General features: G+C 71.4%; 20 protein-coding genes. 11 read left to right on the forward strand and 9 right to left on the reverse strand.

Annotated elements, in window-relative coordinates; all coding sequences use genetic code 11:
* Nucleotides 1–62 precede the first annotated feature (62 nt).
* The 3 genes from IE265_RS27595 to IE265_RS27605 all read right to left on the reverse strand — a co-directional run bounded on the left by IE265_RS27595 (nt 63) and on the right by IE265_RS27605 (nt 3,271).
* Complete coding sequence (locus IE265_RS27595) at nt 63–467, reverse strand: type II toxin-antitoxin system PemK/MazF family toxin (RefSeq protein ID WP_190038404.1); 405 nt, start codon at nt 465–467, stop codon at nt 63–65.
* A 315-nt stretch (nt 468–782) separates the two neighbouring features.
* A complete protein-coding gene (locus tag IE265_RS27600) occupies nt 783–2,315 on the reverse strand; it encodes an MFS transporter (protein WP_190038405.1) in 1,533 nt (510 codons plus the stop codon).
* A 14-nt stretch (nt 2,316–2,329) separates the two neighbouring features.
* The gene (locus tag IE265_RS27605; RefSeq protein ID WP_190038406.1) at nt 2,330–3,271 is read right to left on the reverse strand and encodes an alpha/beta fold hydrolase; all 942 of its coding nucleotides are present in this window, start codon (nt 3,269–3,271) and stop codon (nt 2,330–2,332) included.
* Between the two features lie 435 nt (nt 3,272–3,706).
* Here IE265_RS27605 and IE265_RS27610 point away from each other — a divergent pair, with 435 nt between their 5' ends.
* From IE265_RS27610 to IE265_RS27630, 5 genes are all read left to right on the forward strand, one after another.
* A complete protein-coding gene (locus IE265_RS27610) occupies nt 3,707–4,492 on the forward strand; it encodes a DUF427 domain-containing protein (RefSeq protein ID WP_190038407.1) in 786 nt (261 codons plus the stop codon).
* 115 nt (nt 4,493–4,607) lie between these two features.
* Complete coding sequence (locus tag IE265_RS27615; protein WP_190038408.1) at nt 4,608–5,558, forward strand: alpha/beta hydrolase; 951 nt, start codon at nt 4,608–4,610, stop codon at nt 5,556–5,558.
* 77 nt (nt 5,559–5,635) lie between these two features.
* Nucleotides 5,636–6,355, forward strand: coding sequence for an alpha/beta fold hydrolase (locus IE265_RS27620; RefSeq protein ID WP_190038409.1), 720 nt, complete (start codon nt 5,636–5,638; stop codon nt 6,353–6,355).
* A 196-nt stretch (nt 6,356–6,551) separates the two neighbouring features.
* Nucleotides 6,552–6,893 (forward strand): hypothetical protein, encoded by a 342-nt coding sequence (locus IE265_RS27625; RefSeq protein WP_190038410.1) that lies wholly within the window; start codon nt 6,552–6,554, stop codon nt 6,891–6,893.
* A gap of 85 nt (nt 6,894–6,978) precedes the next feature.
* On the forward strand, nt 6,979–9,747 hold the full coding sequence (locus tag IE265_RS27630; RefSeq protein WP_190038411.1) for an ATP-binding protein: 2,769 nt from the start codon (nt 6,979–6,981) through the stop codon (nt 9,745–9,747).
* Between the two features lie 81 nt (nt 9,748–9,828).
* On the opposite strand, the gene IE265_RS27635 is transcribed toward IE265_RS27630, so the two are convergent.
* Nucleotides 9,829–10,500 (reverse strand): sigma-70 family RNA polymerase sigma factor, encoded by a 672-nt coding sequence (locus IE265_RS27635; protein ID WP_190038412.1) that lies wholly within the window; start codon nt 10,498–10,500, stop codon nt 9,829–9,831.
* 477 nt (nt 10,501–10,977) lie between these two features.
* Entirely contained in the window at nt 10,978–13,737 is a 2,760-nt protein-coding gene (locus IE265_RS27640) for a helix-turn-helix transcriptional regulator (RefSeq protein WP_373303028.1), read from the reverse strand.
* 239 nt (nt 13,738–13,976) lie between these two features.
* Between IE265_RS27640 and IE265_RS27645 the strand changes: the two genes are divergently transcribed.
* A complete protein-coding gene (locus IE265_RS27645) occupies nt 13,977–14,246 on the forward strand; it encodes a WhiB family transcriptional regulator (protein WP_190038414.1) in 270 nt (89 codons plus the stop codon).
* Nucleotides 14,247–14,402: 156 nt separating this feature from the next.
* On the opposite strand, the gene IE265_RS27650 is transcribed toward IE265_RS27645, so the two are convergent.
* Nucleotides 14,403–15,002, reverse strand: coding sequence for a YceI family protein (locus tag IE265_RS27650; protein WP_190038415.1), 600 nt, complete (start codon nt 15,000–15,002; stop codon nt 14,403–14,405).
* A gap of 112 nt (nt 15,003–15,114) precedes the next feature.
* Entirely contained in the window at nt 15,115–15,858 is a 744-nt protein-coding gene (locus tag IE265_RS27655; protein WP_190038416.1) for an SDR family oxidoreductase, read from the reverse strand.
* Between the two features lie 526 nt (nt 15,859–16,384).
* Here IE265_RS27655 and IE265_RS27660 point away from each other — a divergent pair.
* The 5 genes from IE265_RS27660 (at nt 16,385) to IE265_RS27680 (ending at nt 22,680) form a co-directional block, all read left to right on the forward strand.
* Nucleotides 16,385–17,008: a DUF5134 domain-containing protein gene (locus IE265_RS27660; protein ID WP_229916605.1), complete on the forward strand. Its 624-nt coding sequence runs from the start codon at nt 16,385–16,387 to the stop codon at nt 17,006–17,008.
* A gap of 161 nt (nt 17,009–17,169) precedes the next feature.
* Complete coding sequence (locus IE265_RS27665; RefSeq protein WP_190038418.1) at nt 17,170–17,940, forward strand: SDR family NAD(P)-dependent oxidoreductase; 771 nt, start codon at nt 17,170–17,172, stop codon at nt 17,938–17,940.
* Between the two features lie 439 nt (nt 17,941–18,379).
* Nucleotides 18,380–21,244 (forward strand): helix-turn-helix transcriptional regulator, encoded by a 2,865-nt coding sequence (locus tag IE265_RS27670; protein ID WP_190038419.1) that lies wholly within the window; start codon nt 18,380–18,382, stop codon nt 21,242–21,244.
* A 272-nt stretch (nt 21,245–21,516) separates the two neighbouring features.
* Nucleotides 21,517–21,987, forward strand: a complete 471-nt coding sequence (locus IE265_RS27675) for a DIP1984 family protein (RefSeq protein ID WP_190038467.1) — start codon at nt 21,517–21,519, stop codon at nt 21,985–21,987.
* Nucleotides 21,988–22,266: 279 nt separating this feature from the next.
* Nucleotides 22,267–22,680: a DUF5958 family protein gene (locus IE265_RS27680; protein ID WP_190038420.1), complete on the forward strand. Its 414-nt coding sequence runs from the start codon at nt 22,267–22,269 to the stop codon at nt 22,678–22,680.
* Nucleotides 22,681–22,824: 144 nt separating this feature from the next.
* Here the strand turns inward: IE265_RS27680 and IE265_RS38620 are convergent, their stop codons facing one another.
* Together IE265_RS38620 and IE265_RS27690 are read right to left on the reverse strand one after the other, a co-directional pair.
* Entirely contained in the window at nt 22,825–23,706 is an 882-nt protein-coding gene (locus tag IE265_RS38620) for a hypothetical protein (protein ID WP_229916607.1), read from the reverse strand.
* A gap of 97 nt (nt 23,707–23,803) precedes the next feature.
* Nucleotides 23,804–24,394 (reverse strand): hypothetical protein, encoded by a 591-nt coding sequence (locus IE265_RS27690; protein WP_190038421.1) that lies wholly within the window; start codon nt 24,392–24,394, stop codon nt 23,804–23,806.
* Between the last annotated feature and the right edge of the window lie 71 nt (nt 24,395–24,465).

Genomic DNA, 24,465 nt, shown 5'->3' on the forward strand with positions numbered 1-24,465 from the left:
CGACAGTCGGACAGTGCTGGCCATCTGACCGAGACCGCCCACGCCGTTGGCTCCCTCTTCCTCTACCTGAGTTCACCGAGACGGAGGGCGTCCCTCATCTCGCGGAGCTTCGCGGTCGTCGCCGGGGTCTGCTCCTGCGCTTGTTCAGCGAGTCGGAGGGCATCGTCGATCTCGCTGAGCTTCGCGGAGGGCAGGATGCCCGCGCGCTCGATCAGGTCGTCCCGGGACACGGTGGTCAGCCACGTGCAGGGGGTGAAGCCGGGGTGCGGGAGCGCGAACCGCAGCACGCCTTCAAAGGGCAGTCCTTCCATGGCACCTACGTGCACTTCGACGCCCAGACCGCTGATGTCGACGCCCGCCGGAGCGACGACCTGCATCACCCGGATCCCGGACGCGTCGTCTCCCGACAGCAGTACGACCGGCCGCCGCTCGTCGAACTCCACCCACCAGACTTCGCCGCGTTGCACATGTCCTCCTGACTCAGGGCGGCAGGCGGAACTGCTCGACCCTGACGGGGTGTGGAGACGGGTGCGGCCACCGTTGGTCATCGTGATCGTGTGGACTGACGAGGAGACGCCGGCCCGGGCCACAGCATAGAACTCGCCCGCTGACGGGGCGCGTTCGAGGGCCTGATGGCCTGATGGGCCGGATCGCGGGGCGCTTCGCCCGGGTCGAACCCCGGCACAGGACGGCGCGGTTGGCGCTCGGTTCATAGTGCCGAGTGCGGCGGCGGGGCGGCGCGCACCAGTGCTCGCCGCCCCGTTGTCCTGGACGCCGGGCGGTCAGTCGGCGCTGCGGTGATGGGCGTAGCGGGACAGCGGCAGCGGCTCCATCAGCCAGCCGTGCGCCCCGCCGTACGAACGGTGGGCGGTCGCGGTGGTGCGCGGCAGCAGGGTGAAGGCCACCAGGGCGCCGGCGATCAGCAGTCCGGCGCACAGTGGCATGGCCCGGCTGAACGACATGTCGAATGCCGCGGCCGACCGGTAGGCGTCCGGTCCCATGCCGACCAGCAGGGGCAGTCCGGCGACGGCCACCAGTCCGGCGGCCCGCGCGGCCGCGTTGTTGACGCCGCTGGCCAGCCCGGCGTGCTCGGCGTCCACCGAGGACAGCAACGTCACGCTCAGCGGGGCGACCATGAGGACCATGCCGCACCCCATGACGAGCAGGGCGGGCAGGACGTCACGCAGGTAGGAGGCGGAGGGGCCGACGCGCAGCATCAGCAGCATGCCCACACCGCACACCAGCGGGCCCAGCGTGAGCGGTGTGCGCGGCCCGAAGCGCTTGGCGAACACGGCTGAGCGGGAGGAGAACAACAGCATCAGCGCGGTGTTCGGCAGCATGGCCGCCCCTGCCGCGAGGGCCGAGTACCCGACGACGATCTGGAGCTCCAGAGCGGTGAGGAAGAAGAATCCCCCGGTGCCGGCGTAGACGCACAGGGTGATCACGTTGACGGCGCTGAACTGCCGGGACGAGAAGATCGACAGCGGCACGACGGGATGGGCGCTGCGCCGCTCGACCAGCAGGAACGCCCAGCCGGCCAGGATGCTGCCCGCGGCTGCGCCGACGGCCACCGGCCCGCCGGTACGGGCCTCGGTCAGCGCATACGTGGCCAGGGCGAGCGTCAGCGCGGCCAGGGCGGACCCGGTGACGTCGAATCCCGGCGGTCGACGGCTCTTCTCGCCGAGCGGGGCGGTCTCCTGCAGGTGGGTGCTCTTGGACTCCGGCACATGGCGCAGGGCCAGCGGCGCGCACAGCAGCGCAGGGGCAAGGGTGAGGAAGAAGGTCCAGCGCCAGCCGGCTCCGTCGACCAGCCAGCCGCCGACGAAGGGGCCGAGGGCCGCTGCGACGCCGCCGAATCCCGACCACAGGCCGATCGCACGGGGGCGGTCGTCCGGATGGAACGAGGCTTCGATGATGGCCAGTGCTCCCGGGGTGAGCAGGGCGCCCCCGACGCCCTGCAGCGCTCGCGCGGCGATCAGGGTGTAGGCGTCGGGTGCGATCGCGCACAGCAGTGAGGCCGCCGCGAACCACAGGGTTCCCACGACGAAGACGCGGCGTCTGCCGAAGCGGTCGCCCAGCGCTCCGCCCAGGAGCATCAGCCCCGCCAGGGTGAGCATGTAGGCGTTGACGGTCCACTGCAGCACCGTGAGGCCGGCGTCGAAGTCGCGGCCGATGTCGGGCAGCGCCACGTTGGTGGCGGTCGAGCCGAGCAGGACCACGCCGGAGCCCGTGACGGTGGCCAGCAGGGTCCACCTGCCGCGGGCACTGGCAAGGCGCAGGGCAGGTGGGGTGTCGTGCGGGGGAGTGGTGAGCATGGCGGGTCCTGGTGTCAGCGGGTGCCGTGCGGCGCGTTCTCGTGGCGCAGCGCCCGGACGTCCCGTACGGCTTCGGCGAAGGCGTGCGGGCGTTCCTGCGGGAGGTTGTGGCCGGCGCCGGCCACCTGGCGGTGCAGTCGGGGGCCGGTGAAGTGGCGGGCGGTCGATGAACCGTCCGTAGCGGGGAAGTTCCCGTCGGCCGTGCCGTCCAGGGTGATGGTCGCGACCGGGATGCCGGGCAGTTCGGCCAGGCGGGCTTCCAGCTGCGCGTAGGGTTCGGCGCCCGGTGCGAAGCCCAGTCGGTGGCGGTAGGAGTGGATGACGACATCGGTGTAGTCGGGGTTGGTGAAGGCGTGCGCGGTGCGGGCCAGGTCCTCCTGGGTGAAGGGCCACTCGGGGGAGTTCCGCTTCCATATGACGCGTGCGACGCCCTGGGGGTCGGCGGCGAGACCGGCCCGGCCCCGCTCGGTGAGGAAGTAGTAGAAGTACCAGAAGCCGGCTTCCAGTTCGGCCGCCACGGGGTTCGCCGCCGAGCCGATGTCCTGGATGAGGTAGCCGTTGACCGAGACCAGCCCGAGGATCCGGTGGGGCCACAGGGCCGCGGCGATGTTGGCGGCGCGGCCGCCCCAGTCGTATCCCGCGACGTAGGCCTGTTCGACGTCGAGGGCGTCCAGGAGCGCGATGACGTCCGCCCCGAGGGCGGCCTGCTGCCCCGAACGCGGCTGTGACGCGGACAGGAAGGTGGTGGGTCCGTGTCCGCGCAGGTAGGGCACGATGACACGGAACCGCTGCTGGGCCAGGAGCGGGGCCACGGCGTCGTACGAGTGGATGTCGTAGGGGAAGCCGTGCAGGAGCAGCACGGTGTCACCGTCCGCGGGGCCGGTCTCGTAGTAGGCGATGTCCAGCACATCGGTTCTCACGTGTCGCAGCGCGGCGGGATCGGGGCGGGTCGTCATGGCGGTCCTTCGGTTTCGGGCCGGCCGCGCCGCGGGGGTGGCGGTGGCAGGGGGGTACTCCAGACATGACCGCTCCACGGCGGAGGGTGTGACGGTTTCGGCGCAACGGCGCAACGGCGCAACGGCGCAACGGCGCAACGGCGCAACGGCGCAACGGCGCGGCTGCGACCAGGCCGGCCGAGCCCGGATGGGCTCTGTCCCTGCACGGGCCGTTGCCGACGTGGTTGACGCGTGCGGCCATGATGGAGTCTCCTCACACCGTGACGTGGTGACGGCTCATCCGGCCGGGCATCCTGCGCTTGGTGTCACCGGTACTGCCACTGTTCACAGCGGATACCATCGAATGTGTGGGTGCTGTCGAGCGGCCCCTGAAGCCGCGACCGCCCGCGATTACCTGGCAAGCGCACCCTCAGCGAACGAACCAAGGTGACCACCATGGCAGTCGAGAGCGTCCTGTACCCCAGTCTGATCGTGCCGGTCGGGCACGTCGAACCCGTGCCGCGCCGCATCCGGGGCCTGGTCGGCGGGCGTGTCGCCTTCGACACCCGCCGCGCCCTGTACGTCTGGGAGTGGCAGGCCTACCCGCAGTTCAGCATCCCCGTCGAGGACCTGGTCGAGGGTGTGCTGGACGACGACAGGCACACGGAGCAGCTCGGGGCCGGACCCGCCCACCGTCACACCCTTCGCGTGGGACCGGAGGTCCGTGCGGGCGCGGCATGGGTCTGGGGAGAGGGCGCTCAGGGAGCGCTGCACAACACCGTGCGCTTCGAATGGGACGCCCTGGACACCTGGTTCGAGGAGGACGAGCCGCTCTTCGTCCACGCCAGAAGTCCGTACGCGCGGGTCGATGCCCTGCGTTCCTCCAGCACCGTACGAGTGGAGGTGGACGGCGAGGTGCTCGCGGAGGCTCCCGACTGCGTGAAGCTGTTCGAGACCGGTATGCCCACCCGCTACTACCTGGACCGCACCCACATCGACTGGGCCAGGTTGATCCACTCCGACACCGTGACCCGATGTCCCTACAAGGGGGCGACGAGCAGCTACTGGTCGTTCGACGGAGCCGCCGGGCTGCGTACCGACATCGCCTGGACGATCGACTACCCCACGATTCACGCCAACCGTATTGCGGGCATGACCGCGTTCTACAACGAACGCGTTGATCTCTATGTCGACGGAATGCTGCTTCCGAGTCCTTCCGACAGCCGCGAGAGTCTCGAATAGCGGTCCCGGGCAGGACGGCGCGGACCTCTTTTCAGGGTGTCGTGTCACACACAGGCTCCCGGCCGGGTCTCAGTGGGTGAAAACCCCAGACCCGTCCTTGCCGAAGGAGCATGCCGTGAGCGACATCATTCTCGAACCCGCCGCCCAGGATTTCGCCGACGCGACCGCCAAGCCGCCGCTGCTGCACGAACTCGGGGTCGAGGGAGCGCGCAAGCTCCTCGACGACGTCCAGGCGCAGCCCATCGACAAGCCGGAGATCGACGAGAAGTGGATCACGCTTCCCGCCGGCGTCGGTGACGTGCGGGTGCGCATCGTCAAGCCGGCCGGCACCACCGGTGTCCTGCCGGTGGTCCTCTACATCCACGGCGGCGGCTGGATCCTCGGCAACGCCGGTACGCACGACCGCCTGGTGCGGGAACTGTCCGTCGGCGCCCGGGCTGCCGTGGTCTTCGTGGAGTACGACCGGTCCCCCGAGGCCAAGTACCCCGTGGCCATCGAGCAGGCCTACGCCACCGCGCAGTGGATCACCACCGCCGGGGCCGAGGAGGGCCTGGACGGCTCCCGCCTCGTCGTCGCCGGCGACTCGGTGGGCGGCAACATGGCCGCCGCTCTGACCCACATGGCCAAGCAGCGCGGTGACGTGGCCTTCCTGCACCAGTCGCTGTACTACCCGGTGACCGACGCCGGCCAGGACACCGAGAGCTATCGGACCTTCGCCCACGGCCCCCACCTGACGGCGAAGGGCATGGAGTGGTTCTGGGACGCCTACACCACCGACCCCGCCGAGCGCGCGCAGATCACCGCGTCCCCGCTGCGGGCCACGCTCGAGGACCTTCAGGGCCTGCCGCCGGCGCTCGTCGTCGTCGACGAGAACGACGTGCTGCGGGACGAGGGCGAGGCCTACGCCCGCAAGCTCATCCAGGCGGGTGTGGCCACCACCAGCATCCGCTACAACGCGAGCCTGCACGACTTCATGATGCTCAACCCCGTCCGCGGAACGCAGGCCTCGACCGCCGCTGTCGAGCAGGCCGTCCACGTCCTGCGCAAGGCACTCGGCACCGACTGAGAAAAGGCCGTCCTCACGCGCTCGAACACGAGCGCCTTCCGGCATGTCGTTTCGTTTCCCTTTGAAAGGCCCATCCCATGAGCGAACAGAAGGCAACCGTCGTTCTCGTCCACGGCGCATTCGCGGACTCATCGAGCTGGAACGGGGTCGTGGAAAAGCTCCAGGCGCACGAATACCCGGTGGTGGCCGCGAGCAATCCGCTGCGGACACTCAGCGGCGACGCCGACTACGTCAGGCAGTTGGTGACCTCCATCGACGGCCCGGTCGTGCTCGTCGGACACTCCTACGGCGGTTGCGTCATCAGCAGCGCCGCCAAGGGCCTCGGCAACGTCAAGGCGCTCGTGTTCGTCGCGGCCTTCCTGCCGGACGAGGGCGAGAGCGCCGTCGCGCTGTCGGGCAAGTTCCCCGGCAGCACCCTCGGCGAGGCCCTGCGTCCGGTGCCCCTGGCGCTGCCCGACGGCAGCCGGGTCACCGACCTGTACATCGAGAACGCGAAGTTCCACCAGCAGTTCGCCGCCGATGTCGCCGAAGGGACCACGGCCCTCATGGCGGCCACCCAGCGTCCGGTGACCGACGCCGCGCTGGGCGAGGGCGCCTCCGCACCGGCCTGGAGGGACGTTCCCTCATGGGTGCTGGTGGCCACCGAGGACAAGAACATCCCGCCGCAGGCGCAGACCTTCATGGCCGAACGGGCGAACGCCACGGTGGTGAGCGTTCCCGCCTCGCATGCCGTCGGCGTCTCGCGTCCCGGTGACGTCGCACGCCTGATCAACGAGGCGGCGCAGGCCACCCGCTGACATGCCGCGGCCGGGCCGGACCACGGTCGGCCGGCCGATCCCGTACGCGATCGGCCGGCCGCCACGCCCCGGACGCGGCCCCCCTTGGCACTGTGCCCGCGCCTGCGCACCAGTGCCCCGCCTCGGACCGGTGCCCGCGCCTGCGGACGGTGACCGCGACACCCCCTGAAGGCCGCATTCGACCTCGGAGCACACGATGGACACGGACAAGCAGACAGCGGCCCGCGGCCTGACCGACATCGAGGCATACCTGTACCGGGAGGCCCACCTCGGTGCGGCCCGTCGGCGCCTGGCCGAATTCACCGCACGGGCAACGGACTTCAGCCCCGGCCAGAAGCGTGAACTGGAACGCTGGTACCTCGACGAGCAGCGCCATGTCGCGCGGATGGTCACCGATCACATCGCCGACAGCATCAGCGCGGTGCACAAGGTGCGCCGCAACCGGGTCGGACGGTGGCTGCGCGGAACACTGCTGGCCATGACGACGGTCAGCGCCGTCCTGTTCGTGGGCGCCCTGGTGGCGAGCATGGCGACCTGACCAGCGGATACGGCCCCCCGACAGGAGGCCCGGGGAGTCCGCCCGCCGCGGGGGTGCCCGGTATCGTGGCAGCTGGGAGGCTGTCATGGCGCGGGATGGAACGAGGACCGGCCTCATCGGGCGCAGGCACGAGCGCCAGGTGCTGGACGGCCTTCTGGCCGGCGTCAGAACAGGGCGGAGCGAGGTCCTGGTCCTGCGGGGCGAGGCGGGTATCGGCAAGAGCGAACTGCTGAGGTACCTGCTGGAGCGGGCCGACGGATTCCGGGTGGTCCGGGCCGCCGGTGTGCAGTCGGAGATGGAGCTGTCCTACGCCGGCCTGCACCAGTTGTGCGCACCGCTGCTCGAGCACGTGGACGCTCTGCCGGAGCCGCAGCGCAACGCGCTGCGCACGGCGTTCGGACTGCAGCTCGGTGATGCTCCCGACCGGTTCCTGGTCGGCCTGTCCGCGCTGAGCCTGCTCGCCGGACATGTGGGCGACCAGCCACTGTTGTGCGTGGTCGACGACGCCCAATGGCTGGACAGTGTGTCCGCCCAGACGCTGCAGTTCGTGGCCCGTCGACTGGCCGCCGACTCCATCCTGCTCGTTCTGGCCGTGCGGGAACCCAGCGAGCGCGAGGTTCTGCCGGGGCTGCCCGAACTGGTGCTGCGCGGTCTGACGGAGCGCGAGTCCCGCCAACTGCTCGACTCGGTCGTCGCCGCTCCGATCGACCAGGGGGTGCGGGACCGTATCGTCGCCGAGACGCGGGGCAATCCGCTGGCCCTTCTGGAACTCCCGCGCGGGCTGACCGACGTCGAACTGGCCGCAGGAGCCGCGGAGGCCGATGCCCGGCCGCTGTCCAGTCAGATCGAAAGCGGCTTCGTCCGCCGTATCGCCTCGCTCCCCGAGCAGACGCAGCAGTTCCTCGTCCTCGCCGCGGCCGAGTCCGTGGGCGATGTGACCCTGATCCGGCGAGCGGGCGAACGGCTGGGGATCCCGGTGGACCACGCCGTGACGAACGCCGAGGCCTCCGGGCTGATCACGTTCGGCACCTGGGCGCGTTTTCGGCACCCACTCGTGCGTTCCGCGGCGTATCGCGCGGTCGGTGCCACCGACCGGCGGCGTGTGCACCAGGCCCTGGCCGACGTGATCGACGCCGAGACGGATCCCGACCGGCGCGCCTGGCACCTGGCCGGTGCGGTGGCGGGCCCCGACGAGGACGTGGCCGCCGAACTGGAGCGCTCGGCCGGGCGGGCGCGGGCGCGTGGGGGCATCGCGGCCGCGGCGGCCTTCCTGGAGCGCTCCACGGAGCTGACACCGGACCCGGCGCACCGCGGCGGCAGAGCCCTCGCCGCGGCACGGGCCAAGTTCCAGGCAGGAGCCTTCGAGGCGGCACGTGAACTGGTCGAGGAGGCCGAGCGGAGCTCTCTCGACGAAGCCGGCGCCGCACAGGCCGGCCTGCTGCGCGGGCAGATCATGTCCGCGTCGAAGAGCGCCGGCGCCGGCCTGCCGCTGCTGCTGGAGGCGGCCAAGCGTCTGCAGCCCTTCGACGCCGGGCTCGCCCGCCAGACCTACCGCGACGCGATCTACGCGGCGCTCACCGCGGGCCGACTGGCCCGAGGCGGGGTCCGTGACGTGGCGGAAGCCGTACTGAGCGCACCGAGCCACGCGGACACCCCGACGCGGGAGGACGCTCTCCTGCTGGGCCTGTCACGGGTGGTCACCGACGGCTACGCGTACGGGGCGCCGACACTGCGCTGGGCCGTGACCGCCTTCCGTACCGGGGAGGTCTCCCGGGAGGCCGACCTGGACTGGCTGCCGCTGGTGTGCCGGATGGCGCACAACATCTGGGACTTCGAAGCCTGGACCGTGCTGTCCGAGCGGCTGGTCGACCGTGCGCGGGAGGCGGGCGCACTCGCCGTGCTGTCCTCGGCCCTGCTGCTCCGCCTGTCCAACCGGGTGTTCGCCGGTGACCTCCGAGCAGCCGACTCCCTGGTCGCGGAGGCGCAGGCGATCGGAGAGGCGACGGGCAGCAGCTTCTTCGCACACTACGGGGCGCTGGTCGTGGAGCCGTTCAGAGGACGGGAGTCCGCGACGCGGGCGGCCATCGACGCCATCACCCAGGACCGGCTCCTCCGCGGGGAGGGCAAGGTCCTGACGGCCACGCAGTGGGCCGAGGCGGTTCTCCACAACGGTCTGGGCCACTACGACCAGGCGTACGCGGCGGCCCTGCGCGGGTGCGAGAACCCGCAGGAACTCGGGCTGTCCCTGCAGTCGAGGGTGGAACTCGTCGAGGCGGCCGCCGGACTCGACCGACGGGAGGAAGTGGCCCACGAGGCGCGGACGATCGACGAGATGGCACGGGCCAGCGCAACGCCGTGGGCCCTCGGTGTCGCCGCAGGGGTCCGTGCGCTGATGAGTGAGGGTCAGGCCGCCGACGCCCTGCACCGCGAGGCCATCGACCTGCTCGGCGGCACGCAGGTCCGCATGGACAGCGCCCGTGCCCGGCTCCGCTACGGGGAGTGGCTGCGCGTCCAGGGCCGGCCGGCGGACGCCCGCGCCCAACTGGGCCGGGCACACGAGGTGTTCGCCGCGGTCGGAGCCGAGGCCTTCGCGGAACGGGCCCGCCGGGAACTCCAGGCGGCGGGCGCCGGCGTCGACCGGCGCAGCACGGTGGAGCCCAAGGTCCTGACCCGGCAGGAGGCGGAGATCGCCCGGCTGGCCCACGGCGGGCTCACCAACCCCGAGATCGGCGCCCGCCTGCTGCTCAGTCCGCACACCGTCGAGTGGCATCTGCGCAAGGTGTTCGTGAAGATGGGGATCTCCTCACGCAAGGAGATCACCCTCGAACGGCTGGACGGCGCAGCCCTGTCCTAGCCGCCCGTGCCGGCCTGCGCGACCTGCGCGACCCGTGCGTTCCGCGCGGACAGGCGGCGCGTGCCCGCGGAAGGGCCGGCATCAGTTGGCGTCCGCGAGGAGGAGGCGTTCCAGGTGGGTCAGGTCGCCGGTGTGCGCTGCTCCCAGGAAGGCCTGCACGAGGCGACGGTGCATGATGGCGTCGACCTCCTGGCGCTGATGCCGGCTGCCGATCCTCTTCTGGGCGCGTGACACCTGCTGGCGTGAATTGACGACGCTGAGCTGGAGAAGCGAGGCGATCTGGTCGTAGGAGTAGCCGAAGCCCTCACGCAGTATGTAGGCCGCGCGCTGCCTGGGCGTCAGAATGCCCAGCAGCAGGGCGACCGCTTCCTCGACGGCGTTCTGCTGCTCGGCGACTGCCTCCGGCGTCGCGTCGAGGTCCGTCGATTCGGGAAGCCACGTACTGGCGCTGAACTCCCGGCGTCGACGGGCTGACTGCACCACGTTCATCGCCAGCCGAGTGGTGATTGTCCGCAGCAGGGCCGACGGGTTGTGCACGGCTGCCCGGTCCGTGCGCTGCAGTCTCAGCCACACCTCCTGGACGATGTCCTCGGCCTCGGCCGGGCTGCCGACGATGCGATGGGCGATGTGCAGCAAGGAAGGGCGGGCCTGCGTGAACATGGACGCGGCGGCGTCCAGGCTTTCGATGTCAGGGATTGCCGGCGTGCGGTGCGCGGTGTGCGGGCGCCTTGCGTCGATCAGGTCGGTGTCCACGATCTGCTCCTCCGATAGGTGGCCGATGGGCCGGAGTGCTTGTGGAACCAACCTCCCGTTCGGGCAGCCGCGACCGCGCCCATGAAAGGCCGTGGGAAGTGCGTGGTGAACCCGTGGCCACGCACTGCGTGGTGGGACGAAAGACCCCGGGGGTCGGGCGCTGGAAGACCCGGGGGTCGGTGGTCTGTGGCGGTTTGTCCGTGAGCTGTGCGACGGGCCGTGTGCCCCTGAGGTGGCCTTCTCGCGCCTTGCCGCCCAGTGCCTCCGGCGCGGGGGAGCGGAGCCGGGTGGGGTCGCGGGTGTACCGATGCCGCCAGGGGGAGGTGTCGCCTGGCGGGTGGCGACCGCGGCCGGGGAGGGGGCGGTCACCGCCCCTGCGGACCCGGGCCGGGCCCCGGACCGCCCCGGGTCACTTCACGGCGGCCCCCGGGCCGGCGGACGGGCGGGCGGCAGTGCCCGCGGGAGTGCCCGCGGGGGTCAGAGCGCCATGTGCAGCTGCCGGCGGGAGTTGATGCCGAGCTTCGCGTACACCTTCCGCAGGTGCCACTCCACGGTGTGCGGGCTGAGGAACAGCTGCGCACCGATCTCGGAGTTCGTCAGTCCGCCGCGGGCGAGCTGCGCGATCTGCTTCTCCTGGGCGGTCAGCGGCGTTGGGGCGGCGCCCGTGCGGGCGGACAGGGTGTCGCCGGTCGCCCGCAGCTCGCGCACGGCGCGTTCGGCCAACGCCTCCGCACCGAACGTGCTGAACATCGCGTGCGCGGTGCGCAGGTGATGACGGGCGTCACCGCGCCGGTTCTCACGGCGCAGCCACTCCCCGTACGCGAGGTGCGTCCGGGCGAGCTCCGAGTGGACCAGGGTGCGCTCGAACCGCTCGACGGCCTCGCGGTACAGCGTGTCGGCTTCGGCGCCCCGGGTGAGCAGGGCGCGTGAGCGTGCCTGCGTGCCGAGCGCCCAGTCCGTGCCGGCGGCATCCGTGATCCGCGTCAGCCGGGCCAGCGCCGGCTCCGCCACCTCGGGGCGACCGAGGCGTGCCCCGGCCTCCACGAGCTCGACGAGCGCCCGGTTCGCCGCGATCAGGTTCCACGGATCGCGGCTCGCCTCACGGGCGGCGGCCAGGGCCTCCTCGTACATGCCCAGGCTGTTGTAGAGGACGGCCAGCGCGCGCTGCGTGATGGCCACCCCGAACCCCGTCTCCTCGCGGCCCGCCGTGCCGTCCATGCCGGCACGGATCAGGTCGGCCGCCTCACGGTCACGGCCCTGCCAGGCGGCGAGGGTCAGCGTGCCGAACGCCGTGAAGCCGCTGTCGGCGGCCTCCTGGATCGCGGCGATCTCCGCGGTGAGCAGGGCGGCGGCCTCCAGTTCGCCCGCGCTCACGTGGACGACGACCCGTGAGTTCAGTGCGAGCGGCAGCTCGGCCAGTGCGCCGACGGCGCGGGCGGTCCGCACGTGCCGCTCCGACAGTTCGGTCCAGGCCCGGTCGTCCCACATCTCCGCCGCGAGCACGGAGGCCAGCCACGACCAGCGCAGGACTTCCTCGGTCCCGGTCTCCTGGCGGAGGGCTCGCACCACGGCGCGTGAAGCGTCGGCTGCGGCCTCGTACCCGTCGGAGAAGCGGGTGGACAGGGCGTCCAGCAGCAGATCGACATGGCGAGGGGGGTTCGCCGCGCGGGGTGCGATCTGCTGGGCGGCTGCCGCGATGTTGCGGACGTCGATCCCGGAAGCGGGGCGTCCCGCGAACGTGGCGGCCGAGATGGTGTCGAGGAACGTCTCCCGGGCCAGGTCCGCGTCCAGCGGTACGAGATCCCGCGCGGCGGCCAGCAGGGCGGTCAGCGCTTCGGCGCCGTGGGTCGAGGAGAAGGCGATGCGGGCCCGCAGCAGCGCTGCCCGGGCGCGACCGCGTTCGTCCGCGGCGGTGCTCTCGGCCAGGGCCAGCAGTTCGCGTGCCGCGGTCGGCGCACCCGCGCGGAGCTTCGCCTCGGCGGCGGCAAGAGCCCGGGCGGCCTTGCGGCGCGGTTGGGGGGTCAGCACCGCCGCGTGCGCGAGGAAGGCAGCCGCCGCGGCAGCTCCGCCCCGCGACATCGCGCGTCCGGCGGCCGCTTCCAGGTCGGCTGCGACGGCCTCGTCGGGGCGTACGGTCGCCCGCGCCAGATGCCATGCGCGGCGGTCGGGGTCGAGGGACCGGTCGGTCACCTCCGCCAGTACGCGATGGGTCTCCCGTACGTCGGACAGCGACGCCGAGCGGTAGATCGCCGAGCGCAGAAGCGGATGCCGGAAGCGCACCAGCGCACCGATGTCGAGCAGCCCGGCGGCCACGGCCGGGCCGACCGCGCCAGGGGCGATGTCCACGCGTCTCGTCGCACGGCGCAGCAGGGTGACATCGCCGATCGGTTCCGCGGCGGCGAGCAGCAGGACGCGCTGGGTGTCGGCGGGGAGGGCGCGCACCCGGGTGAGGTAGCTCCGCTCGATCCGCTTGGCCACCGGGCCCGGGTCGGGCAGACCGAGGGCGTCGGCGGGTTCCGCGTCCCTGCGGTCCTGGGGGAGCTCCAGCAGGGCCAGCGGGTTGCCCCGCGCCTCGGCGAGGATCCGCTCGCGGACCTGGTCGTCCACGGGCGTCCCCGGCACCGAATCCAGCAGGGCGCGGGCATCGGCGTTCGCCAGGCCCTCAAGCGTCAGCCCGGGCAGGTCGGCGAAGTCGTCCCGTCCCGGGGGCTCCCGGGTGGCGAACACCATCGCGAGCGGTTCGGCGAGCATGCGCCGCGCCACGAACGACATGGTCTGCGCGGACACCTTGTCGAGCCATTGCGCATCGTCCACGAGGCAGAACAAGGGTTTCTCGGCAGCCGCGTCGGTCAGCAGCCCGAGGACGGCCAGGCCGACCAGGAACCGGTCCGGAGGCGGTGCCGTGCTGAGCCCGAAGGCCGTGGAGAGCGCTTCTCTCTGCGGGCCCGGAAGACGCGCGGCATGTTCGAGGAACGGGGCGCAGAGCTGGTGCAGCCCTGCGTAGGGCAGTTCCATCTCGGATTCGGCGCCTGCTCCCCGCGTGACGCGGTGGCCGGCCGCGCGTGCCGCCAGATGGTCCAGGAGGGCCGTCTTCCCCATCCCGGCCTCACCGCGCAGGACCAGGACGGCACTTCGGCCCGCCTCGACGGCACGGGTGACCGCGTCGAGCGCGTCGCGCTCGCGCTTCCTGCCGCGCAGTGGCCTGCGGCCGTCGTCGTTCGTCCCGAGCCGCCCCACGCGGGGAGCATAACAACGTCCTGGGTGCCCGGGCCTGCGACGCCACATGCCGGACGTGCCTGCTCAACAGGCAGGACGGCGCCCCGGCGGCAGGCAGCGGGGGGCCGGTGCGGAGGCGGGCGGCGCACGGTGTCCCACTGTCTTTGCGGCCGTGGGAGCGGCGTCACACGCCCATCGGTTGTCCGGTCTCACAGGTATGGAACCGCGACCGTACGCATGCATCCCCCAGGAGGTGCCTCATGGACTGGCGTGAACGCTCGCTCTGCCGGTACGAGGCCCCTGACCTCTTCTTCCCGATCGGCACCCATGACAGAGGGCCGGCCCTTCTGCAGACGGACGAGGCCAAGGCCGTCTGCCGCCGCTGCCCCGTGATGGGGCGCTGCCTGGACTGGGCCCTGGAGAGCGGCCCGGTGGAGGGTGTCTGGGGCGCCACCACGGAGGCGGAACGCCGCGCCCTGCGCCGACGTGCGGCACGGATGACCGGAACCAGGACGATGTCCGCGGCGTAGGAGCGGCGCCCCGGCGACGGCCGAGTGGTCGTCGCACCGGTCCGGACCCACGGGGATGTCACAACATGTTGTGCCGAGCGGGGGCGCGGGGCGGCGGTGTGGCGGTCGATGATGCGGGCGGGGGATCGAAGCGCCTCCGGCCCGCACCGTCGTGTGTCACACCGCCGGGGTCTCCTCGACCCGTACCGCCGAGATGTCCAGGGTCAGCGTGACCTTGTCGCTGATGAGGACGCCACCGGTCTCCAGCGCGGTGTTCCAGGTCAGCCCCCAGTCGGAGCGACGGAGCGTGGCCGTGGCCTCGAAGCCGACCCGCTGCTGTCCGTAGGCGTCCTCGCCGGCCCCTCCGAATGCGATGTCGAGGGCGAGGGGGAGTTCGATGCCCTTGATGCTCAGGCGGCCGTCGAGACGGAAGGCGTCGTGGCCGAGCGGCGAGATCCCGGTGCTGTGGAAGACCATCAGCGGGAAGGTCGCGGAGTCGAAGAATTCCGGTCCTTTCAGGTGTGCGTCGCGTTCCTGAATCCCTGTTTCCGTGCTGTTCGTCTGCATGCTCACATGGGCCTCGGAGCGGGCGGGGTCGGATCCGTCGAGCTTGAGGAGGCCCTCGTAGCGGGTGAACCGGCCCCGGACGTTCGAGATCATGGCGTGCCGGACGGCGAATCCGATCGTGCTGTGGACCGGATCTATGGCGTAGGTGCCGGTCAGTGCCGCATAGGAATGCGGCTCCCGGGATGCCGGCTGGTCTTTTCGCACGAACATGATGCATGCCTTTTCTATGCGTTTGTCGCTCCACGGGGAAGGGCCTGCCGTCCGCGGTGCGGACGGCAGGCCCCCGGCGGGGTGAGAGCCGCGGGCGGCCGTCACCCGGCGATCACTGCTGCGCGAGCCAGTCGGCGAAACGGGTCTCCGCGATGTTGGCGTCCGGGCCGGGCAGCAGGGTGTCCTCCCGCAGCTCCGCACCGAAGTAGGGGGCGTGCACGTCCGTCACGACGTGCCGGGGGTCGTTCCTGGCGGCGAGGCCCTTGCCGATCAGCTCGTCCAGCTGGAAGGTGTCCGGGCCCGCCACCTCCACCACGCCGTTGACCGGTGTGCCGACGGCCGTACGTCCCACCGTGGCGGCGACGTCGTCGGAGTGGACCGGACGGATCTTGACCGGGGCCAGGCGGACCGTGTCGCCGTCGGTCGCCGCCGCGGCGATGCTCTTCATGAACTCGAAGAACTGGGTGGCGTGGACGATGGAGTACGGGATCCCCGACGACCTGATCAGCTCTTCCTGGGCCTGCTTGGCGCGGAAGTAGCCGCTCTGCTGGAGCCGTTCGGTACCCACCACCGAGAGGGCGACGTGGTGGCCCACTCCGGCGTTCGCCTCCGCCTTGAGGAGGTTGGTGGTCGAGGTGCGGAAGAACTCCAGGACCGCGTCGTCCTCGAACGAGGGGGAGTTGGACACGTCGACCACGACCGACGCTCCGCTCAGGACCTCGGCCAGGCCCTCACCCGTCAGTGTGTTGACGCCGGTGTTGGGAGCGGCGGGCACTGCCTCGTGGCCGTGCTCATTGAGCTTGGCGACCAGCTTCGAGCCGATGAGTCCGGTACCGCCGATGACTACGACCTTCATAGTGGCAATCCTTTCGGGATGCTGTTGTTGGCTACAGGGGAGACGACCGGCCCTGAACGCTTCGTGTGACGCTCGGCGGCCACATTCTTTTGATGGTTCTGTTCGCGGCCCGGGAAGGACGGGCGAGGGCCGGTCGAGGGGCCCTTTGCGTGGGGGAGCGGGGGCGCGCGGGTGCTGCTCTGCCCGGCTCACGGGTAGGACCGCGTGTACGGAGGCGCTGTGACGCGCCGAGGCCGTCCGGCGCGGCAGGGAGGGCATGACGGGGAGAGCGCGGCGGGGAGGGCGTGGCGGGGAGGGCTGCCGTGCGGCGGACCCCGTGACCGCGGTCTCTGTCACGGATGCCCGGCGTGCTCGGTCGGCAGGGCATGACGATCACCGCAGAAGGCGCCGCGCTGCCGGTCGTGACGGCGCGCCCGGGGGCAGCAGCGGGGTGCCGGCGGGGCCCGCGGGCCCGTGTCCGGGGGCTACGGCCCGGCCGGGCGTGTCCGCGGGGCGGTTCCGCCGTCCGCCGGACGGTGTGACCGGCGTGGATACGGCTGTCCTCGTTCCGCGCTGCTTGCTGACCGTGCTGTTCGCCGCCGTGGCCGCGCACGGCCTGTGGCGTGGACGCCGGTCGGCGGACCGCGGATGGCGCGGCCGGGTCGATGGCTTCCTGCACGCCGTGATGGCCGTGGCGATGGCCGCCATGCCCTGGGGCCGGGACTGGGACTGGGGCCGGGAGTGGAGCCGGGGGCTGCCCGTGGTGGCGATGACGGTCCTGTTCGGCGCGGCCGCGCTGTGGTTTCCGCTGATCGCGATCGTGCGGAGGAACGACCGTGGGACCGCGCTGGTCGACCGGTTGCCGCACACGGTCGGTATGGCTGCGATGGTGTGGATGCTGCAGGCCCCTCATGCCGGTGGGGAGCGCGAGCACGTGAACCTGGCCGACGGCTCTTCGCCGGCGCATCACGCCGCGACCGGGCCGGCGGTCACCGCGCTGCTGGCGATGCTTCTGCTGGGGTGCGCGTTGCGGTCGTTGACGCGGTCCATGCCGCCACTGTGGGCGGTGGCCGCCGGCACCGGCGCCGGGGCGGCCGCGGAGCCCTACCGCCAGGCCGGGGAGGGCGCGATGGCCCTGGGCGCGGCCGTCATGCTGGTGATGCCGCACTGAACTGCTCGGGCGCACTGACTGCCCGGGCGCGGGGGCCGAGCGGTGCGCCGACACCGCCAACGTTGTGATTCCTGCCCCACCCGTGCGACGCGAATTTGACTAGGTGGCACACGTTGCACATCATGTTCTATGTTCAATGAACTTCGAACGATGAGGGTCTGATGACCGCGAACTCGACCAGTCGAACCTCCTTCTCCGGGCATGTTGCGATCGTCACCGGGGCCGGATCGGGTATCGGACGCGCCACCGCTGTCGCGTTCGCAGAAGCCGGCGCGCACGTACTCGGCGTGGGCCGCCGCGAGGAGCCCCTGAAGAAGACAGCGGCAATGAACAGCAACATCAAGATCCTGGCCGTCGACGTCTGCGCGGACGGCGCACCCGACGAGATCGTCCGCACCGCCGTCCAGCAGTGGGGACGCCTCGACCACGTGGTCAACAACGCCGGAGCGACAGCGGTCATGCCGCTGGCGGACACGGAAAAGGAGATCGTCCTCGACCTCCTCGCGGTCAACGTCGTCGCTCCCAGCCTGCTCGCACGCGCCGCCCTGCCGCATCTGCGGGAGACCTCCGGAACGATCATCAACCTCTCCAGCACCTACGGGCACCGGCCGATGGCCGGCGGCGCGCACTACGCGGCCACCAAGGCCGCCATCGAGCAGCTGACCCGCAGCTGGGCGCTCGAACTCGCCGGCGAAGGCGTCCGTGTCAACGCGGTCGCTCCCGGCCCCACCCGGACCGACGTCATGCTGCACGCCGGCCTCAGCCCTGAAGCCGCCAACGACATGTACGCCTACGAGCGCGAACGCATCCCCACGCACCACATCGCCGACGCGGACGAGATGGCCCACTGGGTCCTGCGGCTGGCGGAGCCCGCCGGACGCCATGCGACCGGCCAGGTGATCACGGTCGACGGCGGTCTCGAACTGATCTGACACCACGCCGCTTCCGCGGCCGTGCCCCGTGACCGGCCGTGACCGGAACGGAGGAGGCCAGGGCCTCGGCCCGGCCGCCCCCGGCCCGCCGGGCTGTCGCCGCCCACCGGGTTGCCGCCGCGCATGACACCGAAGCGCGCCGAAGCCGCTGCCCGCCAGCCCGGCAGCCCCGCAGCCCGGAAACAGAAGCCGGCCACGGGTACGTCCCGCAAGCACCCGAGCGAAGATCCGCCTCGGGTGCCGGGAAGCAGGCCGTCCGCGTCACAAAACCGGGCCCATCCCGGTCAACCTGCTGAACCGGCCCGATCAACGCACCGCACAGCACCCCCAGGAGCGAACAAACGCGCAGTTCACAAGGCTTCCGTGCCCCTACGTCGTCCAGCGATCGTCCCGACAACCGCCGGGGCACGCCTCCGCCCAGCCCTAGGAGCCGTCTCCCATGACCGCCAGCCCGTATCCCGACCTGGTGGGCCGGCAACGTGAATGCGCGTTGCTCGACGACCTTCTGGTCGCCCTGCGCGCAGGCGAGTCCCGGGTACAGGTGCTTCGCGGCGAAGCGGGCATCGGCAAGTCGGTGCTCCTGGAGTACGTGGTCGCCCGCGCGACCCACACGACGGTGACCCGGGCCCGCGGCGTCGAAGCCGACATGGAACTGCCCTACGCGAGCCTGCACCAACTGTGCGCACCCTTCCTCAACCAGGTGGACGCGCTCCCCGGCCCGCAGCGCGACGCACTGCGCGTGGCCTTCGGGATGGCGGCCGGAGACCCGCCCGACCGCTTCCTGGTCGGTCTGGCCGTGCTGACCCTGCTCACCCGGGCCTCCGAGACCCAACCGGTGCTCGTCGTCGTCGACGACGCCCAGTGGCTGGACCAAGTGTCCCTGCAGACCCTCGAGTTCGTGGCCCGACGACTGCTCGCCGAAGCCGTCGCCATGGTGTTCGCGGTACGCGACCCCGAGGGGCAGACCGCACTCGCCGGCCTGCCGAAGACAGTGATCGGCGGCCTCGACGCCGCCGCGGCCGCGGAACTCCTCGGAGCCACCGTCGCAGGACGGCTCGAGAAGCGGGTCAGGGACCGCTTCGTCGCCGAGATGCACGGCAACCCCCTCGCCCTGCTGGAGTTCTCCCGAGGCCGAAGCGCCGCGGAACTCGCCTACGGCCTGGACTCCGCCACGCACCGCAGCGCACAAGGAACCGTCTCCAGCCGTGTCGAACAGGACTTCGCCGATCGGCTCGCCGCGCTGCCGGCGCCGACCCGGACACTGCTGCTGATCGCCGCCGCGGAACCGGTCGGCGACGCCGGCCTCCTGGTACGCGCAGCCACCGCACTGGAGATCACACCCGACGTCGAACCGGCCAAGACCGCCGGCCTGATCGACTTCCAAGGCTCCATCCGCTTCCGCCACCCACTGGTCCGCTCGGCCGTCTATCACCAGGCCGACCTGGAAGAACGCCGAGCGGTGCACCGGGCGCTGGCGGCAGCCACCGACCCGACCACGGACCCCGACCGGCGCGCCTGGCACGCAGCCCAAGCCGCCTCCGGCCCCGACGAAGACGCCGCCGCGGGACTGGAACAGGCCGCCGACCGCGCACGACAGCGCGGCGGCATCGCCGCCGAAGCGGTACTGCTGGAACGCGCGGCCCAGTTGACGCCCGACGCCTGGGCGCGCGGCCGCCGAGCCGTCGCCGCCGCCGAGGCGCACTTCTCGGCGGCCGCGCCCGACCGGGCGACGGAGCAGGCGACACTGGCCGAACTGTGCCCGCTCACCTCGCTGGACCGCGCCCGCCTGGCACGTCTGCGAGCCAGAATCCTCTTCGCCCGCAGCCGCAGTGACGAGGCCGCCCCCCTGCTCCTCGAAGCCGCCGCGCAATTCGCCGCCGACCGCTCACCCCTGGCACGGGAGACCTACCTCGAAGCGATCAGCGCGACCGTCTTCGCGGGCAGGCTCCACGGCCGGACAGGCGCCCGTGCCGCAGCCGTCGCAGCCCGCGGCTCCGGAACACCCTCCTCGGGATCGCAGGCCGCCGACCTCCTCCTGGACGGACTGGCCGCACTCCTCGCCGACGAGTACGACACCGGCCTCACCGCACTGCGCGGCGCCCTGGAACTCCTCGCGAACGAGGAACTCCCCACCCGCGAAGCCACCATGCGCTGGCTCCTGCTCGCCCCGGTCGCCCTGGAAGCCTCCATCCACTACGCATGGGACCTGCACGCCTGGGACACCCTCGCGACCCGCGCGGTGCGCCTGGCCCGCGACGTCGGAGCGCTCGGCGCACTGCCCCCGGCCCTCATCTACGCCGGCGGAGTCCACATCCACTACGGCGACTTCGCCGAGGCCGCCCGGATGATCGACGAAGCCGACACGATCGCCGCCGCCACCGGCCACGCCCCGCACAAGTACGCCACGCTCGTCCTGGCCGCCTGGCGGGGCGACGCCGAGGTCGCCGCCGGCATCATCGAAGACGCCCGGGCCAGCGCCGTGGAACGCGGCGAGGTGTCCCTCCTGGGCGCCATGGGCTACATCCAGGGCGTGCTGTTCAACGGACTGGCACGTTACGAGGAAGCCCTGGTCGCAGCCCGCTCGGGCATCGACCACGACGGATTCAACTTCACCGGCCTGTCGCTGGTCGAACACGTCGAGGCCGCGATCCGGTGCGGCAAGCCCGACCAGGCCCGGGCCTCACTCGACCGGCTGATCGAACTGACCCGCGCCGTCGACTCCGGATGGGCGCGCGGAGCCCGCGCCCGCAGCCAGGCCCTCCTCGCCGACGGCGAGGAGGCCAACACCCTCTACCAGACCGCGATCGAGGAGTTCACCCGCGGCCGCGTGGTAGTGGAGGTCGCACGCACCCACCTGCTGTACGGCGAATGGCTGCGCCGAAGCCGCCGCACCTCACTGGCCCGTGAGCACCTCCGCACGGCATACGACATGTTCGACGGCATGCGGGCGAACGCCTTCGCCGAGCGAACCCGCCGCGAACTGATCGCCACCGGCGAACACGTCCGGGCACGCGTGACCAAACTGGCCGCCGACCTCACCCCCCAGGAGTCGCAGATCGCGACCCTCGCCGCCGACGGCATGACGAACGCGAAGATCGGCGCCGAGCTGTTCATCAGCCCCCACACGGTGGAATGGCACCTGCGCAAGGTCTACACCAAGCTCGGAATCAACTCGCGCCGCGCCCTGCCGGACGCTCTCGTGACCGCTCCGGCCCTGGACACCAGGGAACCCGCGGGCGACGGGACTCGGCAGAACCGACGCCAGAGATCCCTGCGCTCCCCCCGGACTTCCAGACCGCGATGAGTGACCGAACCACGGCCGACCCGGTCGCGAGGCGACAGCGCCACGACCGGCACCGGCCCCCGACGCCCCCGCATTCGTCACCTCCCCACCCCGCGCCCCGCCCACTCCAGGGGCGTCCGCCGGATGAAGCCGCCCGGCTGCCGACGCTCTGAGCGGCTGTCCGCTCCCGCCCCAGTGGCTGGTCAGAGCTCCTGCGGAGCAAAATCCAAGTGCGAATGGGCTGGTTCGCACTCGTATACTCGTGCGAGCTCACGGAGGGGGAGGTGGCGACAGTGAAGCTTGCTGAGGCACTGGCAGAACGTGCGGAAGCGACGCGCCGTGTAGAGCAGTTGCGAGCGCGCGTCGTCAGCAGTGCGCGGTACCAGGAGGGGGAGACGCCCGCCGAGGACGCCGCCCAGTTGCTGGCTGAGGCCGGTGAGGTGCTGAGCGCCCTGGAAACGTTGATCCGGCGGATCAACCGGACCAATGCCACCGTGGAGATGGGTTCGGACGGCACGCTCACCGATGCCCTCGCACGCCGGGACGTCCTGCGGTTGCGTCACTCCGTGGTCACCGCGGCGGCGGACGCGGCGGCGGGTGGCGGCGAGCGGGGATACGGCCGACAGCTTCGGTCCGAGCTGCTGATGCTTTCCGCGCTTCCGGTGGCGGAACTGCGCGGCCAGGCAGATGTTCTCGCGCGGGAGATCCGCGAGGTCGACATTCGGATCCAGCGTACGAACTGGGAGGCGGATCTGCTGGACTGAGTGGTCCAGCAGGCGGGGAACGATGTGGAGCAGGTAGCCGCTTCGGAGGCGTGCACACACCGAGGGCCGGCGGTTTTCCAGCCCACTCCTGGCGCGTGAAGAGCAACGCGGGGGTTCGACTCCCCACTCAACAGCGCAGCTCAGCACGGCGTACAGGTAAAGGTGCACATCGCACAGCACATCACCACGTGCAGATCCGAAGCGGTGAGGGCGGGTTCGGGGCTTTCCACATCGCACCACCATGGACAACGGCGATCCGAACGCAACGGGGGCGTGCGAATGCTGGATCCGTACATCACTCTCAACGAGCTCGCCCAAGAGCTTCGGCCGATGTCACAGGGCATCGAGTGGTTCGAGAGCCTCTCCGCGGAAGAGCAGTCCAACACCCTGCGCCTCTTGTCACACTTCTGCATTCAGGCTCGGGCCACCGCCGAGGACGGCCCGGAAAGCATCCGACGCGCTGGACTTCGTGCCACGCACACGCCGGCCGTTCTGATCGTACGAGGGCGGATCGACCAGCAACTCGGGAAGATCGCCGGCCTCACCCCGCACGACGAGCGTCTCAAGTCATTCCGGCTGCTGATCGCGGTGCTGGCTGTCGCCGACGAACGCCGGCGGGAGCGCTTCTGCTCCGACGGGTGCGGCCACGCGTGGCATCGACTGACTGTCGCCACCCCCGAAGCATCGACCTGATCCCTCGCGCCAAGCAGGCGCAGGGTCCAACTGCGCGTTGTCCGGGCTGCCCGGCGGGGTGACCCGGCTGCGCTTGGCGTCCGTGCCCGGCCCGAACCGTCCGGCTCGACCGAGCTCCAGGCACCCTTCATGCCGGAGTGCGGTTCACCGGTCGGCGTCGTACGGCGGGATGCTCCAGCGCAGTACCGCTTCGCCTGCCCGGGGTTCGAGGGTGGCGGGGTAGACCTGCTGGTACGCCCGCTCCCCGCGGTGGCGCATGGAGTGGTCCCCGGGGTCCCAGCCGAGACCGAGCACGGGGCAGCCGCCGACGTCGATGACACCCGCCAGCAGTGGGTGGCTCCAGCCGGCCCGGTTGAACCGGTGGAAGTCGGTGTGGGCGTCGACGGAGACCATCAGCCCGTTGCCGGGTCCTTCCCGGGTCCAGGTCCGGAGCCGTTCGGCGACCGCTTCGGCCTCGGCCAGGGGGAGGTCGAGCCATCCGCGTGGCCCGTGTCCGCTGGGGTGGTGCGGGATGCGGTCACCGCCGAACCGCTCATGGACGGTGTCTTCGTACTTGCCCCAATAGGTGACGTCCGCCAGGCCGTTGGCGGACTGTCCGGCCAGGCCGGTGAAGGTGTCCAGTGCCTGAGCGTCGCCGAGGACCATGCCGCATCGGTCGACCGGCAGGTCGCCGAGCTGTACAGCTGCGCCGTCCTCGGGGCCGGTCCAGGGCATGCCGAGGCCGACCTCCAGGACGGCGATCGTCGGTTCCCCGTCGAAGGGGGACACCGAGGTCCGGGCCCGTACCCGCAGGGGCCGGTCCGCGGCGGCTGCCACGGCGATGGCCTCGCACGTCCAAGGGGACGGCTCGCCGTCCCCGCCGTCGGGTCCGTGCAGGTGGCCGCCGCCGGCGGCCACCGCGGTCCGGGCGCGCTCGGACAGCGGCCGGCCGACCTGCGGCCAGTAGTCGATCCAGCCCGTCATCCCCAGCACGAGCATCCCGGAGGGCGCGGTGACGGCGCCAAGGTCGACATCGGTCTCAGTCATCTGCTGATTGAACAGGCACGGAACCGAAAGGATCAACGCGCGGTCGCGTCCGCAGCCACCCTTCTCTGCACCAACGGCACGAGCCGACGGCGCGCTTCTACGCGGTGGATGTGGTGGGCCGATGAACCTCAAGGACGACTGCCGTACCTGCCACCCTTCGGTCCTCGTGCATGGTGATGACCTGGCCGGGCTGAAGGTGCTGCCACTGGGAGGGGGTGAGAGGGGCAAGTCGTACCGAGGCGCGCCCGCCGGGCTCCAGAAAGGGCGTGAACTCCACCCAGAACTGGGCGATGTTGAGGGCGGGTTCGCCGGTCGGGGCCCGGTTTCCGATGTTCCACATCGGTCGCAGGACGCCGGCACCGGAGATGGGCGTTTGCCGTCGTGCTTCGGCGGCCGGGCGGAGCGTGAGATCGGCTCGGATGATGCCGTGGCGCGTCTCGTTCCAGCGCCAATGACACCAGGCCGCACTCTTGTCCAGTCGCATCTGTTCGGCCGCGGTGGCCAGGGTGTGCCAGAAACCGGGTGGCAGCGATTGGACGTCACCGAGTTCTTCCAGCAGCCCGAGGGCCACTTCCCACTCGTCCCGGGTGAGGTACTCCCAGACATCGTTCACCGTGATGTCGTTCTCGGTGGCGGTCTCCTCAGGAACCAGCAGGGAGGCGGCTTCCAGCAGCTTGGGGACGTCCATGCCCTGATTCTCTACCACCGTCTCCTGCCGGCAGGCAGCAGGGATCTGCCCGGTGACCCCGTCGAGCAGTC

It is taken from the genome of Streptomyces fructofermentans (assembly GCF_014651055.1).
In the GTDB taxonomy this organism is placed as follows: domain Bacteria; phylum Actinomycetota; class Actinomycetes; order Streptomycetales; family Streptomycetaceae; genus Streptomyces; species Streptomyces fructofermentans.